Raw genomic sequence first — 17220 nt, forward strand, 5'->3', positions numbered from 1 at the left:
GTATAAGGCTTAGAATAGCATGTTTCAGCGGGTAAACAGGATACGCGGCAAGCGCACCGTGCGCCCGGCTTCGCCCAAGGGCAGCACGTCTTCCACGGCTTCATCCACCAACGCTTTGACATCTTTGCTGGCAAGGTTCAGGTAGGCCACCAGCTCCGCCAGACCCTGTTGCAGCGGGGCGTATTGCAGCACTTCCTGTAAGCTGACCTGCGGATGTTCGTGCAGCAAGCGGCGAATATTACCGCGCAAGCGGGCTTCGTCCACCCAATGCTGGTTGTAGAGCGCCTGCACATCGACGCAGGCATCCGCTTCTTCCAGCCTGACCTCCGCCAGCACGGTTTTGATTTTTGGCTGGAACAAGCTGCGTTCCATCACCAGATCCAGTGCCAGACGCGGCTGGTCGATCACAGCAAACTGGCGGGAATCGGGCGGGGCATTGCGCATGGCTACTGCTGTGCGTTCAATGCCTCGGATCAGTTGCAGGATACGCTTGTCTTCCAGCCACGCCTGATCGGCGAGGTATTTGCGTAACTGTTCTGCCAGTTGCGCGTTGGTACGGAACACTTTCTCGCCCGCTTCCAGCAGGAAAAAGCCAATACGCGGCAGAAAGTGGCGGTCGTCCACCTCGCGTAAGGCTTCCTGCTGCAAGGCTGCGGTGGTCATGCTTTCCAAGGCGTGCTGGCGTTGCGGCGACATCAGGAACTCCCAAAAGGCGTGGAAACTACGCCCCTGTTCGGAGTCACGGATGTAGTCTTGCTGCTCAAAAATTTCGTCCAGCAATTCGCCTTTGCGCTTCTCGCTGGTGGCAATCAGCTCCCGCACATCCTGATCCAGGGTACGGAAGTTGTACTCCACTTGGCGGAAATCAGCCAGCAGCTTGCGGGCAGTGTCTTCGGCCTCAAACCAGCGCTCCTTGATGCGGGTCGGGTCAGCCGCTTCTACCAGACCGGAACGGATGCGGGCAATCTGGCGTTCCAGTTCGGCTTTTTGCTTTTCCAGCTCAGCGATTTTGAGCGCGGGGTCTTGCTCCGCTTCTTGCACGATTTCCTGCAACAAGCGGTACAACGTCATCAGCCGCGACTCGGTGCCAACGAACTGACGCGGTTGCAAGCCTTGCAGCCATTCCACTGCTTTTTCAGCCCCCGGTGTCAAATCCAGTTGCGGGATGTCGCGCCCTTGCACGTAGTATTTGCGCAGGTACGGGCTTGCCCCGTTCGCCCAATCGTCCAGATATTGCCGCGCACTTTTGGGGAAAGTGTCCGCGCCGTACTGGTCGTTGAGGTGGAACAAATAGTCGTCGAGTTGCGTGCTGGCCTGATCAAACGGCAAGGAACGTTCGTTGGGCTTGATGAACACCGCAAACAGGAAGCTGATAATCAAGGGCGCGTGCGGGGAGGTCAGCAAGCGCCAAGTGGTGTCATGCTTACGCAAATGCGCGAGGGTTGAATAATCCATCTGTGCCTATGCCGGAAACACGCCCGTGGAAATATAACGGTCGCCACGGTCACAAATGATAGCAACAATAGTCGCGTTCTCAACTTCTTTGGACAGACGTAGCGCTGCCGCGACCGCCCCGCCGGAGGATACCCCGCAGAAAATGCCTTCTTCCGAGGCAAGGCGGCGCATGGTGTCTTCCGCTTCCGGCTGACTCATGTCGATTTCGCGGTCAACTTCATTGCGGTGGAAAATTTCCGGCAGGTATTCCGGTGTCCAACGCCGAATCCCGGGAATCTGGTCGGCTTGCGTGGCAGGCTGCACCCCGACAATCTGAACATCCGGGTTTTTCGATTTCAGGAAACGCCCCGTCCCCATGATCGTCCCTGTCGTACCCATGCTGCTGACGAAGTGCGTCACCATACCGTGGGTATCACGCCAGATTTCCGGGCCAGTGGAATGAAAATGCGCCAGCGGATTGTCTTCGTTGGCGAACTGATTCAGCAGCTTGCCCTTACCCTCGCGTTCCATTTGCATGGCGAGGTCACGCGCACCTTCCATGCTCGCCTCCTTGCTCACCAGCACCAGTTCCGCACCGTAGGCTTTCATGGAAGCGCGACGTTCGGCGCTCATGGTTTCCGGCATGATCAGCACCATTTTGTAGCCCTTGATCGCGGCAGCCATCGCCAAGGCAATGCCAGTATTGCCACTGGTGGCTTCGATCAGGGTGTCGCCGGGCTTGATGTCACCACGCGCTTCGGCACGCTGGATCATGGACAGTGCCGGGCGGTCTTTCACTGAACCGGCGGGATTATTGCCTTCCAGTTTGACCAAAATAGTATTGCTCGTATCACCCGGCAAACGTTGCAAACGCACCAGCGGCGTTTTGCCGATAAAGTCTTCGATAGTGGGGTAAGGCATGTCCTGCACTCTTGATTTTGTGTTGAGAAGAGGAGCTTAACAGCCATCCTGCGTATTCGCTACCTGTCGGCGGATTTGGCTTGACCTTACCCCATAATACGGTAAGTTGTACGTTAGCCAATAACAAAAAAGCACCGGAAATAGTGTGAATTATGTATCCGTAGGGAACATCCCCGTATCTGCCGCCATGCACGTCCAAAGCGACCATGATTTGAGCCGCCGCTCGATCAATGGTGTGTTTCCTTATATGATTGCTTGGGTCGTGCTGGCGCTGGGGACTGATATTATTCAACACCACGGCATCCTCGTTTACGGTATTGGCCTGTTGATGTTGGCGCTTGGTGTCATGCGCTTATTGTTGATGAAACAGTTTCCTACGCTTTACAAGACACAGCCGGACAGGGCGCGGTTCCTGCTCGGATTTGGCCTGATAGCCTCTGCTATTGTTTGGGCGTTGTTTACCGCTTGGGGGCTAATGCATGTCGGGCTGGCAGAACAGGGAACCCTAATGTTGCTGCCACTGTTAATGCTCTGCGTTGGCACGACGACCAGCCTTGCCCCCCACAACCCCCTGTTTCTCGCCTACGTTAATATCATGATTTTGCCCCAAGTCGTGGCGCTGTTGCATATGGGGACAAGCACTGCCTACAGCGTTGCCCTCTCCTTACTCCTGTTCAGCATTGTCACTCAATTCTTTGGCAAAACGCTGCACCGTGACTATTACCAGCTTCTCTACAAAAACGATTTGCTGAAACAGCAAGCCGCCAAGCTGGAGAGTGCCAAAGAAGCCGCCGACATTGCCAATCAGGCCAAGAGCCGCTTTCTGGCCAATATGAGCCATGAGTTGCGTACCCCAATGAATGGGATTCTGGGGGCAAGCGATTTACTGACCCCGCTGGTCAATACGGCAGAGCAACGCCAATACGTTTCGCTGATCAACCGCAGCGGCAAAACCTTACTGGCGCTGTTGAATGACCTGCTCGACTTTTCCAAAATCGAAGCAGGCAAGATGGAGCTGGAACTGTCAACCTGCCACCTGAGTGAGATGGTTGCCCATTTACAGCATTTGCTGAATATCCGTGCCAAGGAAAAGGGGCTGGTGTTTACCACCCGTATCAGCGAGGACATTGCCCCCTTTCTCATGGGCGATGAAACCCGCATCCAACAAATACTGCTCAATTTACTGGGCAATGCCATCAAATTTACTGAAACGGGCACGGTAACACTCGCCATCAGCCTGAGCGCCAACGGGGAACGGCTACGCTTTGAAATCAGCGATACCGGTATTGGCATTCCGGCAGAAAAACAGCCACTGCTGTTCAACAGTTTTCAGCAAATGGAATCGTCTACTGCCCGCAAATACGGCGGCACGGGTCTGGGTTTGGCGATTTCCAAACAGTTGGTCAACCTGATGGAAGGCGATATTGGCGTACACAGTGAAGCGGGACAAGGTGCCTGCTTCTGGTTCGAGCTTCCCTATCAGGCCGCAGAGCCACAAACTGCCAGCCCGGAAACGACCACTACACTCGTCACTGACGCACCCTTGAAAACCTCCAGCCGGATTCTGCTGGCGGAAGACAATGCCATCAATCAGATCATTGCCCAGTCCATGCTTGAACAACTGGGGCTGACCCACATCGACACGGTAGAAAATGGCAAACAAGCTATCCAATGCCTGATTGAAGCCGATTACGATCTGGTGCTAATGGATGTGCAAATGCCTGAATGCGACGGTCTGGAAGCCTGCCGCCATATCCGGGGAATACAGACTCACGCAGGCATGGCGGCGGTGCGAAACCCGGTCATTCCGGTAATTGCCCTGACCGCAAATACCCTGTCTGCGGATATTGCCGCCTGCCTGCAAGCCGGAATGAACAGCCATCTGGGTAAACCGCTGGATACCCAAACGCTGGAAACTGAACTGAAAAAGTGGTTACAACAGCCCGTCAGCTCCGCCCACCAGAATCACAAAGGCGACCGCGTGAGTGCGCTCGTCTGCGACGGATAGTTCGATTGCGGTCACGCCCAGCGCAGTAGCCGTTGCCAGTGTCACCCCGTGCAATTGCAGGCGTGGTTTACCGCGTGCATCGTGGGTGGTTTCGATTTCCTGCAAGCGGGTTTCCTTACCGATGCCGGTGCCGAGGGCTTTGGCAACGGCCTCTTTGGTGGCGAAACGTTTTGCCAGCCATGCTGCTTGCTTGGTTTCGGTGGCAAAACGTTTGAGTTCGGCGGGATGTAGAATGCGTTCGGGAAACCGCTCTGGGTGACGTTGCAAGGTTTCTTCAAGACGGGCGATTTCCACGATGTCCGTGCCGATGCCGATAATTTTCATGCGCCAGCACGTGCCGCTTGCATCAATGCCAGCATTTCCACGGTCGCTTGGCGGATGCCGACGAATACCGCCCGCGCCACCATCGAATGCCCGATGTTCAGTTCGCGGATATTGGGAATGACCGCGATGGCTTGCGTATTGTGATAATCCAGCCCGTGGCCTGCGTTCACCTGAATGTCGAGGCTGTGGGCAAACTCGGTAGCTTCGCGAATGCGTTGGAGTTCCTGCGCTTTGGCTGCGCCCGTAGCATTGGCATACGTGCCGGTATGCAGCTCGATCACGGGCGCACCGATGTCAGGAACGCGGCGGATTTGTTCAATATCCGGCTCGATGAACAGTGATACGCGAATATTCGCGGCATTCAAACGCTGGGTCACGCTGCGTACCCGCTCGAATTGCCCGATAATGTCCAGCCCACCTTCAGTGGTAAGCTCTTCGCGCTTTTCGGGAACCACACACGCATCATTCGGCAATACGTCGCAAGCAATGCCCACCATTTCATCGGTGGCAGCCAGCTCCAGATTCAGGCGACGGGTACACATCTGGCGGATAGCGTACACATCCGCATCTTGAATATGGCGACGGTCTTCGCGCAAATGGATGGTGATGGCGTGTGCACCAGCGTCTTCCACCAGCCGCACCGCTTCCAGCAGATCGGGGTAAGCCGTGCCGCGTGCCTGGCGCAACGTGGCGATGTGGTCGATATTGACACCAAGTTCGATCTTATTCATTGAGTAATCTTCTCGCATTCAGGGTTTTGCCTTTCAGCAACATCTGTATCAGGTAATCCAGGGTATGGCGCAGTTCCAAACGCTGTTCGGTCGCCATGCTTTCTGGCTCGCGCAAGGCGATTAATAACCTACCGGAAAGCGGCACGCCTTTGCCCTCACCTGCGTCCGGGTATATACCGTGGTCGGGGCGGAAACGGTAACGGTTGTGGGGCTGGATGTCTTCCCCATCCGCGTCGTCGTGCCACAGGTTCAGAACATAGCCTGCCATTGCCAGCACGTCCAGTTCAAACAACGGCAGTGCGAGTACCTCAGCAGGGTTTTCCAAGCGGAACAGCAGTTGTTGGTACTGGGCAAATAATTCCGGCTGCGGCTGGTGTTGCCACAGCGCCCGCAACAGCAATTCGTTTGCATACACGGCGCGTACCAGTCCGGCAGCTTTCAAGGGGAAACGGCGTTTTTCTTCGGCATTGAATAGGGTGAACACTTCACCCTTGCCCACCCAACTGGCTTCGAGTTGCCGGAAAGGTTCAAGCATACCTTTGGAGCGCGTGCCCTTGCCTTGGCCAAACTTGGCAACGCAGGTGATTTTGCCAGCGTCGCGGGTAAACATATCCAGCAATAAACTGGTGTCGCGGTAGGGGTTACGCCGCAAAATAAACGCGGGGGAAAGTTCAGCCGCCATCGGACGCGCTAACGGGGAGTGACATCAATGCTGCTGGTGGCAATACGGATTTCCTGCAAAAAGCACAGCAATCCGCTGACCAACATCAACATCGCAATAATGAACAGTATGGATACCGCCGTGGATAGATCCATCCCCAACATGGCACTGAAAAATAGCATGGCAATCACCACACAAATCAATAAGGCACACACCGTGCACAGGCCGATTGCCCAGTGAATCATGCGGGCGCGTCGCGAAAGCGCCTGCATTTCATGACGAATCACCACCAGTGCCGCCGCACTCGCTTGCTGAAAGTTACTATCCAGCACACGAAAGCGATCCACCACCCGCACTAAACGGTTCACCAACACCGACAAAATACTACCGATACCCGTCAGCAAGAACACCGGAGCAACCGCCAATTGAATCACATGCGCGACGTTGGAAATGACTTCCGCTTCTTGTGCTAACAGCAACATCGCTCGCCCCTTAGGTTGAAATCCCCAAACTTTGCAGGTGACGTGGGCTATTTTCCCAGTTTTCTTCGACACGCACCCATAATTTCAGCATGACTTTGCGTTCCAGAAACGCTTCCAGCGCAAATCGCGCCGAGCTGCCGATGCGTTTTAGCGTGTCGCCTTTATTCCCGATCACAATACCTTTCTGGTTTTCGCGACTGACCCAGATCACCGCATTGATTTCGGTCAGTTTAGGCTTTTCCTCAAAGGTTTCGATCTCAATCGCGGTGGAATACGGCATTTCCTGATGCAAATACGTCATCAATTGCTCACGGATCAACTCGCCGCAAATGAAGCGGGTGGATTGGTCGGTCACGTCATCTTCGGCGTATACCCAATCTTGTTGCGGCATGACTTTCGCCAATGAAGCCTTGAGCTGCTGCGTATTTGTGCCTTTGGTCGCGGAGAGTGGGAAAATTTCCTTAAACGGGTACTTTGCCAACACTTCCGGCAACCAGCTCAACAGACGCTCTTTCTTTTCCAGCCGATCGACTTTGTTGGCGACCAGAAACACCGGACAGGTGACATGACCAAGGCGTTGCAACACCAAATCATCTTCATCCTGCCACTTCAGCACCTCCACGATCATGACCACTGCATCGACACCTTCCAATGCAGCCACCGCTTCAAGGTTGATGGTTTTGTTGAGCAAGCTTTTGGAAGTACGGTGAATCCCCGGTGTGTCGACGAAAATCATCTGATAATCGTCTTCAGTCAAAATACCCCGGATACTGTGGCGCGTGGTTTGCGGCTTGTTGGCCGTGGCAGAAACCTTGAAACCAATCAGCAGGTTCATCAGGGTGGATTTGCCCACATTGGGTCGTCCAACAATGGCGACATAGCCACAACGTTGTGTTGATGGCGTAGAAGTTATCTCAGTCATTTTGCTGTTACCTGTTGGAATGCAAGACCAGCAGCTTCCTGCTCGGCCTTACGGCGGCTTCCTGAAGTGCCGATGGTACGGATATTGAGTTTGGGGACAATGCATTCCGCCGTAAACGTTTGGCGATGGGCTTCCCCTTGGGTATCAATCAGATTGTATTCAGGCAGCTCGTGCCCGCGTGATTGGAGGAATTCCTGCAAGCGGCTTTTGGGGTCTTTTAGACTGTCTTCGGCGGGTAAGTTATCCAGTCGGTCGCCATAAGCGGTGAGTACGAACGCTGTCGCCGTCGCCATGCCCTGTTCCAGATAAATGCAACCGACCAGTGCTTCAAACGCATCTGCAATGATGGACTTGCGCCGAAAACCACCGCTTTTCAGCTCGCCCGGCCCCAGACGTAAAAAATCACCGATAGCCAGTTCGGCGGCAATCCCCGCCAAAGCATTTTCATTGACCAATGAAGCACGTAAACGGCTCAGGTAGCCTTCGCTAGCCCGTGGAATCCGTTGATAAAGCTCCGTGGTGATAATTAGCCCAAGCACGCTATCACCAAGAAACTCCATGCGCTCGTTATGTTTACCCTCCGCACTGCGGTGGGTGATGGCACGGACAAAGGTGTCCGTCGCCATCAATTCGCTACCCAGTAGCTTGGTTAATTTGTTCAAGTATCGCTAGCCGCTCCCAGCTCTTTGGAATATTGGAAAGTCATCAAAAAATCAATGTTCGCAACCCAATGTTTACGCACCTCATAGTGTATCTCAAGTGCCCGTACATTGTTCTTACCTTCGACTTGTACCACGTTAAAATCATTCACCGACAAGGTATTCAGACTGTTTACAATAATAAAATCATCCACTTTGCGGCGGATTTCCTGAGTAGACGCTTTAGCCGATGCCTCTTGCACCACCCTGTCAACGATAGAACGTACCGTCTGAAACTCCAGATATACCGGCGCAATTTTGACTACCGTGATGAATGCAAAAATCACCACCCCCAAACCCGCGACCCATGTTAAAAAAGTCGCACCTTGTTGCTTGCGCATAGATCATCACCTTTATTGTTATTCATTGTTTGACGAACATTGGCTGAGCGTAGCCAAAGCCTAATGCATCGCGTTGCCAATCCTTGAGAGGTTGAAACCATCACCACCCAAATTCATGTGCATCCAGACGATAGTTGCTTTTCCCACCACATTGCCATCGGGAACCAGACCCCACATACGCCCATCATTACTGTTGTCGCGGTTATCACCCATCATGAAGTAATGCCCTGGAGGAACCGTCACAGAACCTGTTGGGCCAACGCGTCCGGGCGTCACCAATATATCATGCGGCACACCCAGTAAATCTTCTTTCAGATGAAGTGATGGCGGGGTTTGCTGGTCAGGGCGCAAGTACTCACCTATCGCATCACGGTTCAAGGCAATACCATTCACAGTCAACGTTTTATCGTTCCAGCTCACCACATCACCGGGCAGGCCAATCAAACGCTTGATGTAATCAATTTTCGGATTACCGGGAAAGCGGAACACCACCACATCACCGCGTTGCGGGTCACCAACGTCCAGAACCTTGGTGTGTAACACTGGCAAGCGCAAACCATAGGCAAACTTGTTTACCAGAATGAAATCACCAATTTCCAGCGTGGGCAACATCGAGCCGGACGGAATGCGAAACGGCTCTGCAACAAACGAGCGCAACAACAACACCGCCAACAATACCGGAAAAAATGAACGCGCATATTCCACCAGAACGGGCTCGGTGCCTTCCGCTTTTTTTCCAGCCAATAACGCATACAATAACCAGATGACACCCGTTACCGCTGTGGCGCTGACTAGCCAAAATTCCAGATCAAAATCCATGTCTTGTCCTTATTACTTATCGCTAACTTTCAATACAGCGAGGAAGGCTTCTTGCGGTATTTCCACGCTACCGACCTGCTTCATGCGTTTTTTGCCTTCTTTCTGTTTTTCCAGCAGCTTACGCTTACGGCTTACGTCCCCGCCGTAACACTTCGCGGTTACGTCTTTACGCATCGCCTTGACCGTACTGCGGGCAATGATATTGCTGCCGATGGCTGCTTGAATAGCCACCTCATACATCTGACGCGGAATCAGGTCTTTCATCTTTTCCACCAACATCCGCCCGCGTGATTGGGCGAAATCACGGTGGATCATCAGTGCCAACGCATCGACTTTTTCACCATTCACCAAGACATCCACGCGCACCATCGGGGCTGGCTCGAAACGATCCATCGCGTAATCGAAAGAAGCATAACCCCGGCTGCACGATTTCAGGCGGTCAAAGAAATCCATCACCACTTCAGCCAGCGGCAATTCAAACGTCAACGACACCTGATTACCCATGTACTGCATGTTCTTTTGCATACCACGCTTTTCCATGCACAAGGTAATGACGTTGCCGACATATTCCTGTGGCACGAGAATAGTACCGATAATAATCGGCTCACGGATTTCCGCGAGCTTGTTCACGACTGGCAATTCAGACGGGCTGTGGATGAACTGTTTCTCACCATTGGTCAGCACCACCTCGTAGATAACCGTGGGTGCGGTGGAAATCAGGTCGAGGTTGTATTCGCGCTCCAGACGTTCCTGCACAATTTCCATGTGCAACATGCCGAGGAAGCCACAACGGAAACCAAAGCCCAGTGCTTGCGAGGTTTCTGGCTCATAAAACAAGGCGGAATCGTTGAGTTTGAGCTTGGAAAGCGCATCACGCAGGTTTTCGTACTGGTCGGACTCAATCGGGAACAAACCCGCGAAAACGCGCGGCTGGATTTCCTTGAAGCCCTGCAAGGCTGTCGTGGCTGGCTTTTGTGCGTCGGTAATGGTATCACCGACTTTTGCAGCGGCGATTTCCTTGATGCCGGAAATCATGAAACCTACTTCGCCCGCACGCAACACATCCAGATCTTTCATTTTAGGCGTGTAAATACCCACGCGCTCCACCTGAAAATCACGCCCAGTCGACATGAAGCGGATTTTCATTTTCTTGCGCATTTCGCCATCAATCATCCGCACCAACACCACCACGCCAAGGTAGTTGTCGAACCACGAGTCAATGATCAGGGCTTTGAGTGGCGCATCCGGGTCGCCTTTGGGGGGTGGAATGCGTTCCACCAATTGTTCCAGCAGGTCTTCGATACCAATGCCGCTTTTAGCACTGACGCGCACCGCATCGGTCGCCTCAATGCCGATAATATCTTCAATTTCTTGACACACACGGTCAGGGTCAGCCGCTGGCAGGTCGATTTTATTGAGTACTGGCACGACTTCCAGATTCAGATCAAGCGCTGTGTAGCAGTTGGCAACACTTTGCGCTTCCACCCCTTGCGAGGCATCCACCACCAACAAAGCACCATCACAAGCCGCCAGCGAGCGCGATACTTCATAGGAAAAATCCACATGCCCGGGCGTGTCGATGAAGTTCAGATGGTAGGTTTCACCGTTGCGGGCTTTATAGTCCAAAGCCACGCACTGTGCTTTAATCGTAATACCGCGTTCACGCTCCAGATCCATCGAATCCAGAACTTGTGCTTCCATTTCACGATCAGCCAACCCCCCGCAATACTGGATAAAGCGGTCAGATAGTGTCGATTTACCGTGGTCAATATGCGCAATAATTGAAAAGTTGCGGATATTCTTATTCGCCTCACCCATGCTGTAATGCTTGCCTCAAAATCGCTTCATCGAAGAAATGCCAGAATAAAATCTGCTTTCCCCATGCTACTACTGGGACATCCGCATTAAAACGCACTCTTAACTCTGCATCCGCGTCAATGTCGACCAGCTCGAACGTAAACATCAGTTCATCCTGAAATTCACACAAAAGGGCTGTCATCTCGTCACAAAGATGACAGCCCACGCGATAATACACGGTCAGATGGGTTTTTGCTTCACTCTCTTGCATTTGCCTCAATCTTCATGGCCAGAAAACGGGCGGAACCACCACGATTCACCAAGACTGCGACGGTTTTTCCAACGCTTAACTCAGCAGCAATGCTTTGTAACTCCGCCACGGCAGTCACTGCTTGACCATCAAGTTGAGTGATCGCATCCCCTATGGCGATACCAGCACTGCGGGCGGGTTCACCGATCACTTCATCAACCAGTACCCCGGCCTCGGTATCACTCAGTTTCATGCCAAGTGTGCCCACCACAGGTGTTGTTAAGAATGGTTTGGCATCTGACGCTTTCGCATCCTTGGGGTCTTTGGGTAATTCGGTGACGGTCATGGTGACGGTTTCACGTTTACCTTCGCGCAGGACTTCAATAGCCACTTTCTTGCCGATGGGGGTATTGCCTACGATAGGGGGCAAGGCCGCTGCATTGGCTACCGGATTGCCATCAAAACGCAGAATAACATCGCCCTGATTTAACGCCCGTGCTGCTGGGCCATCCATCATGACCTGGGCAACCAGTGCGCCCTCGGGTTTGCTCATCTTGAAAGATTGCGCCAGATTGGCATCAATTTCCTGAACATACACCCCTATCCAGCCACGCGATACGGCACCCTTGCTCTTCAGTTGCTCAATCACACCTTGGGCAACATCAATCGGAATGGCAAAGGAAACTCCCATGAAACCACCCGAACGGCTGTAAATTTGCGAATTAATGCCGACAACTTCGCCCGCCAGATTGAACAAGGGACCACCGGAATTACCGGGATTAATCGCCACGTCGGTCTGAATGAACGGCACGTAATTCTCATCCGGCAAACTGCGGCCTTTGGCACTCACAATTCCGGCGGTCGCACTGTGGTCAAAGCCGAAAGGCGAGCCAATCGCTAACACCCATTCCCCCACTTCCAGAGGAGCAGATGTTCCCATTTTCAAGACAGGTAAGTCAGTCGCATCCACCTTTAGTACGGCAACATCAGTACGTTTATCACTGCCAATCAATGTCGCAGGTAACTCACGCCCATCATTCAACTTGACCCTGATTTCATCCGCACCGTACACCACATGATGGTTGGTGACGATATAGCCATCCTGCGAATAAATAAAACCAGAACCACGTGAACTGCTATCGAAATCAAAAGGTTTGCCACCACCACCGCCATCACGCTCGAAAAAGCGCTTCATCAGTTGATCAAACAGCTCATCCGTTTCGGGGGATTGGAGGGAATCAGGCAGCATTTCACGCGGGGAAATACTTTGTTTGGTACTGATGTTAACGACTGCTGGGCCATTCTGCTTCACCAACTCAGTGAATTGCGGCAAATCACGGGCAAACGCCGCGCCTGCTGACAAGGCGATACACACGAGCACCACGCCCCGCAACCATTGCATTAACATGAAAGTTGCCCTCTTAGGCAATGTGCGCCATACCATTAAACACTGGCTGCCCAACGACACGTAAAATCACAGGCTGAAAGTCAGCAGACTGGAGGGAGCGTGAGCTAATCAGGTTAGCCAAACGCAAACCACCCACCAAACCCAGCAGCCCACTCAAGACCGTACCCAGCTCATTAACCACGCCAAACATAGCCAACACTTCACGCCCCAACACCGCGACGACCAACATCCCCAGCAAGGGCAGCATATAAGCCAGCAAGGAATAAATCACCAGCGCCTCACCTTGCATACCGACCACTACCGTATCACCCGGACGCGCATACAACGGGTTCAACACCCGCATTTTCTGGGGTTCCTTACGCATAAGATCAAATGGCGATGCTGTGGATGCGCACGACGTTTTCGATGCACAACCACCACATCCACCCGCTTTCTGTTGTGGAATAATCCACGCATAGCCCGATTCAACACTGACCACGGTTGCTGTCTGCTCAATCATCTCTTTGCCCTCATTGTTGACCATTATACTGGCATTATAACGAAGGGGGCTTGCTGCAAACTTAATCAAATTGGCTTTGTTTTCAATGGACTTTTCAATGGACATGTTGCAAAGCTTTACTGATACTTTTCAGGGTAGCGACAGGTACCTCGCCCACCAAGGTAATTTGGTGCTGATCCACTGCGGCAGCATAAATATTCATTGCACCCGTCGATAAACCCATGCTATCAAGGATGCCGGGCGCACCGGGTGGTGCAATAAACACTGATACGGAAGTCATCCCGTCTGACAGGATAATTTGTCGTACAGACGCTTGCCCGTTAATGCCATCCTGCTGTAAATCCTGAACTTGCTGAAAACCGGCAGGCAATGACGTAAACACCCAATCCATGCTCGGCATTGCTGCCACGGGAGCCACCACAGGCGCTTGCTGTATCGGCGTGGCATCAGCGGTTACTGCTGAAATATCCAATGCCGTAAACATCAACTGCTCAACCGAACGGTGCGAACGGTCAACCAGTGAATATTTCAACAACATACCGCTGTCAGGCTCAATACAGTAACGTTGCAGGTAACGCATTCCGTCACGCGGACGCGCCACCACCACTTGGCAACTGCGGTTAGCCACAAATTCTTCACCACCCAGATCCAGCGCATAGACCTGTTCCATTTGCGGCTGCACTTGCTGAAGTTTGGCTAATGAGAAACTTTCTACGTTCTCACCGTCTTCCCCAGCACCTTGCGCCAAGCGCACCACACTTTCCTTTTCCGCCCCATTTTCCAGCGTATGGCTAATCTGGTAATTAGAAAGCTCATTGCCCTGTGAATACACCAGCGTACCCGAATAATTCAACGTGTGCACAGCATTGCGCATTTTGGCAAGCAAATCGCTCGCCTCATCCGCCATGCTTGGTGTTGACCATGCCAGTACCGCTGCCAATACTGCGAGGGAAACCGTGTGCTTAATCGTTGGCATAGGAAACCGCCCGAATTGAAGGTGCGATCACGGTGGTAGAAGCATATTTAACATGCTGTGCCACATACTGTTTGAGGATATCGCGAGCCTGCGGGTCAATACGCCCCACTTGCTGGATACGCACATCCGTACTAGCCACCGCTGTAACGACAGTCGCCGTGCTTGGCTTGGTCGCTGGAAGCGCGGCTGCCAATTGCGCATCGGGCGCTTTCGGCTGCCCCATAAACAACACGCCACCGACTGCCACTGCCGCTACCGTAGCGGCCATGCCCATCCCCAACCAACGGTAAGAATGTACCTTGGTGGCAGTATTGGCACGAACTGGCATTGGCACGACCTTCTCCGCCGTGTACGCTGGCTCAGCTTCCAACTCATCCTGAATGCGTGACAACAGTGAAACGCCCTGCCCCATGGCCTGACCTTTACTCGCCCGCATCGCTTCACCCATAAAGGCGTAACGTGACAGGGTTGCACCCATTTCATCATCTTTTTTCAACTCATCGAGCAAGCGTCTCCGCTCAAACTCGCTACTCTCGTCGTCAAGGAAAGCCGACAAGAGTTCTTCTTTTATCGTATTCATTTATTTCACCTGCACCTTGAGACACTACCCTCGGAGGTTTAGCCAAGTAGCGGCCTCAATACTTTGTCAATCGACTCACGCGCCCGGAAAATCCGCGAACGTACAGTACCTATTGGACAATCCATTGTCACTGCAATTTCTTCATAACTCATACCCTCCAGTTCCCGTAACATGATGGCAGTCCGCAAATCTTCAGGTAGATCCTCAATCGCTTGCGAGACTGTGGTCTGAATTTCAGCGGTCAACAATTCATGTTCAGGCGTGGCATATTCCTTTAGAGCGGACTCACCCCCAAATTGTTCCGCTTCTGTTGCATCAATATCCGTATCAGGTAAGCGGCGATTCTGCGACACCAGATAGTTTTTCGCGGTATTAATCGCAATACGGTAAAGCCAAGTATAAAAAGCACTCTCGCCCCGAAAGTTTTTTAACCCCTTATACGCTTTGATAAAGGCTTCCTGCGCGACATCTTGTGCAGTATCGTGGCCATGAACATAGCGCAACACCAAGCTAATCACCTTGTGTTGGTACTTCAGAACCAGAATATCGAATGATTTCTTATCCCCAGACTGGATGCGTTGCACCAGTTCGAGATCGGTATAGCTCGTGCCCATCAGGGCCTTACTCCTTGGTTATTATTTCACTAAGACTATATGCTACATGCCGCAAAGCAAGATTAGAATAGTTAAACTTAATGAATTCCACCCAGAAACTAAGAGGGACGCATATGTACGATGTATTAATCATCGGTAGCGGCGCAGCAGGCTTAACCTTGGCACTGAGTTTGCCTGAAGACTGCAAGATTGCCGTATTGAGCAAGGACGTCATCACCGAAGGCAGCACCGTCTATGCGCAAGGTGGCATTTCTGCCGTGCTGGATGCCACCGACAGCGTGGATTCGCATATTGCTGATACCCTCAATGCGGGTGCGGGGCTGTGTGATGAAGCCGCCGTGCGTTTTACCGTGGAAAATGGTGCAAGCTCCATCAAATGGTTATTAGATGCAGGCGTCCCCTTCACCCGCGAAGAGCACGACACCAACCGCCTCCACCTAACCCGTGAAGGTGGGCACAGCCACCGGCGCATTGCCCATGCTGCTGATGCTAGTGGTGCTGCCATCGAACACACCTTGGTCGGGCAAGTACGCCAACGCAGCAATATCACCTTACTGGAACACCACATAGCGGTGGATTTAATCACCGCCCGCAAGCTAGGGCATCGCAGCAACCGCTGCATTGGTGCGTATGCGCTGAACCGTAAGGCTAAACGCGTTCAGACCCTACATGCACGCTTCACCGTACTGGCAACCGGTGGGGCAAGCAAAGTCTACCTCTACACCAGCAACCCCGATGGCGCGAGCGGTGATGGCATCGCGATGGCATGGCGTGCCGGTTGCCGGGTGGCCAACATGGAATTCATGCAATTTCACCCCACCTGTCTGTACCACCCTCACGCCAAATCCAGCTTGATCACCGAAGCGGTGCGCGGCGAAGGCGGACTCTTATTATTAAAAGATGGCAGCCGTTTCATGCCACGTTTCGACCCCCGTGCCGAACTCGCGCCGCGCGACATCGTGGCACGCGCCATTGACCATGAAATGAAGCGTTTGGGGCTGGATTGCGTCTACCTCGACATCAGCCACAAACCGCGTGATTTCATCATCAGTCACTTCCCCAATGTCTACGCCACTTGCGAAAAGTTTGGCTACGACATGAGCAAAGAACCCGTGCCCGTCGTACCCGCTGCCCACTACACCTGCGGCGGCGTGATGGTCGATCAAGACGGACACACGGATGTAGACGCGCTGTATTGCATCGGCGAAGCCTCCTACACCGGGCTGCACGGTGCCAACCGCATGGCCAGCAACTCCTTACTGGAATGCATTGTCTACGGCAAATCCGCCGCACAGGACATTATCAGTAGGTTGCAAGAACCCGCGCTCGACCTGCCCATTCCCAACTGGGATGAAAGCCGCGTCACCGATTCGGATGAGCGCGTGGTGATTACCCATAACTGGGATGAAATTCGGCGTTTCATGTGGGATTACGTCGGCATCGTGCGCACCACCAAACGCCTGCAACGCGCCCGCAACCGCATGGAATTACTATTGCACGAAATCGACGAGTACTACGCCAACTTCCGTGTCACCAGTGACCTGATCGAATTGCGTAACCTTGCCTTGATCGCTTGGCTAATTATCCGCTCAGCGATGGATCGCCCGGAAAGTCGTGGCCTGCATTACACCCTCAACTTTCCTAAAACCAACCCCAAACTCGATGGCATTCCCACGATTTTAGACCCCATTACCACCTACCATACGCATTAACAGGATTAACAGCAGTTGAATTTACGGTACAATCGCAGGTCAT

The 17220-nt window shown here is 52.9% G+C and carries 19 protein-coding genes; 2 read left to right on the plus strand and 17 right to left on the minus strand.

Features of this window, described 5'->3' with window-relative positions; translation table 11 throughout:
- Positions 1-24: 24 nt before the first annotated feature.
- A complete protein-coding gene (locus J9253_RS09995; protein ID WP_210224428.1) occupies positions 25-1455 on the minus strand; it encodes a DUF3375 domain-containing protein in 1431 nt (476 codons plus the stop codon).
- 6 nt (positions 1456-1461) lie between these two features.
- Complete coding sequence (gene cysM / locus J9253_RS10000) at positions 1462-2355, minus strand: cysteine synthase CysM (protein WP_210224429.1); 894 nt, start codon at positions 2353-2355, stop codon at positions 1462-1464.
- 145 nt (positions 2356-2500) lie between these two features.
- On the opposite strand from cysM, the gene J9253_RS10005 reads away from it, so the two are divergent.
- Positions 2501-4363: an ATP-binding protein gene (locus tag J9253_RS10005; RefSeq protein WP_210224430.1), complete on the plus strand. Its 1863-nt coding sequence runs from the start codon at positions 2501-2503 to the stop codon at positions 4361-4363.
- On the opposite strand, the gene acpS is transcribed toward J9253_RS10005, so the two are convergent.
- From acpS to rpoE, 15 genes are all read right to left on the minus strand, one after another.
- Complete coding sequence (gene acpS / locus J9253_RS10010) at positions 4289-4687, minus strand: holo-ACP synthase (RefSeq protein ID WP_210224431.1); 399 nt, start codon at positions 4685-4687, stop codon at positions 4289-4291. The two genes, J9253_RS10005 and acpS, sit on opposite strands and share 75 nt — an antisense overlap.
- Positions 4684-5418, minus strand: a complete 735-nt coding sequence (pdxJ, locus tag J9253_RS10015) for a pyridoxine 5'-phosphate synthase (protein ID WP_210224432.1) — start codon at positions 5416-5418, stop codon at positions 4684-4686. The genes acpS and pdxJ overlap by 4 nt, the downstream gene beginning before the upstream one ends.
- Positions 5411-6100, minus strand: coding sequence for a DNA repair protein RecO (gene recO, locus J9253_RS10020; protein WP_210224433.1), 690 nt, complete (start codon positions 6098-6100; stop codon positions 5411-5413). The genes pdxJ and recO overlap by 8 nt, the downstream gene beginning before the upstream one ends.
- 8 nt (positions 6101-6108) lie before the next feature.
- On the minus strand, positions 6109-6561 hold the full coding sequence (locus tag J9253_RS10025; protein WP_210224434.1) for a DUF2721 domain-containing protein: 453 nt from the start codon (positions 6559-6561) through the stop codon (positions 6109-6111).
- Between the two features lie 10 nt (positions 6562-6571).
- Positions 6572-7483, minus strand: coding sequence for a GTPase Era (gene era, locus J9253_RS10030; protein ID WP_028488201.1), 912 nt, complete (start codon positions 7481-7483; stop codon positions 6572-6574).
- A complete protein-coding gene (gene rnc / locus J9253_RS10035) occupies positions 7480-8145 on the minus strand; it encodes a ribonuclease III (RefSeq protein ID WP_028488200.1) in 666 nt (221 codons plus the stop codon). The genes era and rnc overlap by 4 nt, the downstream gene beginning before the upstream one ends.
- Positions 8142-8522: a DUF4845 domain-containing protein gene (locus J9253_RS10040; protein ID WP_210224435.1), complete on the minus strand. Its 381-nt coding sequence runs from the start codon at positions 8520-8522 to the stop codon at positions 8142-8144. Before J9253_RS10040 ends, rnc begins: the two co-directional genes overlap by 4 nt.
- 60 nt (positions 8523-8582) lie before the next feature.
- Positions 8583-9341, minus strand: a complete 759-nt coding sequence (lepB, locus tag J9253_RS10045) for a signal peptidase I (RefSeq protein ID WP_210224436.1) — start codon at positions 9339-9341, stop codon at positions 8583-8585.
- 12 nt (positions 9342-9353) lie between these two features.
- A complete protein-coding gene (gene lepA / locus J9253_RS10050; RefSeq protein WP_210224437.1) occupies positions 9354-11159 on the minus strand; it encodes a translation elongation factor 4 in 1806 nt (601 codons plus the stop codon).
- Complete coding sequence (locus J9253_RS10055; RefSeq protein ID WP_210224438.1) at positions 11152-11409, minus strand: glutaredoxin family protein; 258 nt, start codon at positions 11407-11409, stop codon at positions 11152-11154. The genes lepA and J9253_RS10055 overlap by 8 nt, the downstream gene beginning before the upstream one ends.
- Positions 11396-12796, minus strand: a complete 1401-nt coding sequence (locus J9253_RS10060; RefSeq protein WP_210224439.1) for a Do family serine endopeptidase — start codon at positions 12794-12796, stop codon at positions 11396-11398. The genes J9253_RS10055 and J9253_RS10060 overlap by 14 nt, the downstream gene beginning before the upstream one ends.
- Before the next feature lie 13 nt (positions 12797-12809).
- Positions 12810-13295 (minus strand): SoxR reducing system RseC family protein, encoded by a 486-nt coding sequence (locus J9253_RS10065; protein WP_210224440.1) that lies wholly within the window; start codon positions 13293-13295, stop codon positions 12810-12812.
- A 94-nt stretch (positions 13296-13389) separates the two neighbouring features.
- A complete protein-coding gene (locus J9253_RS10070; protein WP_210224441.1) occupies positions 13390-14271 on the minus strand; it encodes a MucB/RseB C-terminal domain-containing protein in 882 nt (293 codons plus the stop codon).
- Positions 14258-14851, minus strand: coding sequence for a sigma-E factor negative regulatory protein (locus J9253_RS10075; protein ID WP_210224442.1), 594 nt, complete (start codon positions 14849-14851; stop codon positions 14258-14260). Before J9253_RS10075 ends, J9253_RS10070 begins: the two co-directional genes overlap by 14 nt.
- 38 nt (positions 14852-14889) lie before the next feature.
- Positions 14890-15465 (minus strand): RNA polymerase sigma factor RpoE, encoded by a 576-nt coding sequence (rpoE, locus tag J9253_RS10080; protein ID WP_210224443.1) that lies wholly within the window; start codon positions 15463-15465, stop codon positions 14890-14892.
- A 113-nt stretch (positions 15466-15578) separates the two neighbouring features.
- On the opposite strand from rpoE, the gene nadB reads away from it, so the two are divergent.
- Positions 15579-17177 (plus strand): L-aspartate oxidase, encoded by a 1599-nt coding sequence (gene nadB / locus J9253_RS10085; protein ID WP_210224444.1) that lies wholly within the window; start codon positions 15579-15581, stop codon positions 17175-17177.
- Positions 17178-17220: the final 43 nt, after the last annotated feature.

Source organism: Thiothrix litoralis (assembly GCF_017901135.1).
GTDB classification, from domain to species: domain Bacteria; phylum Pseudomonadota; class Gammaproteobacteria; order Thiotrichales; family Thiotrichaceae; genus Thiothrix; species Thiothrix litoralis.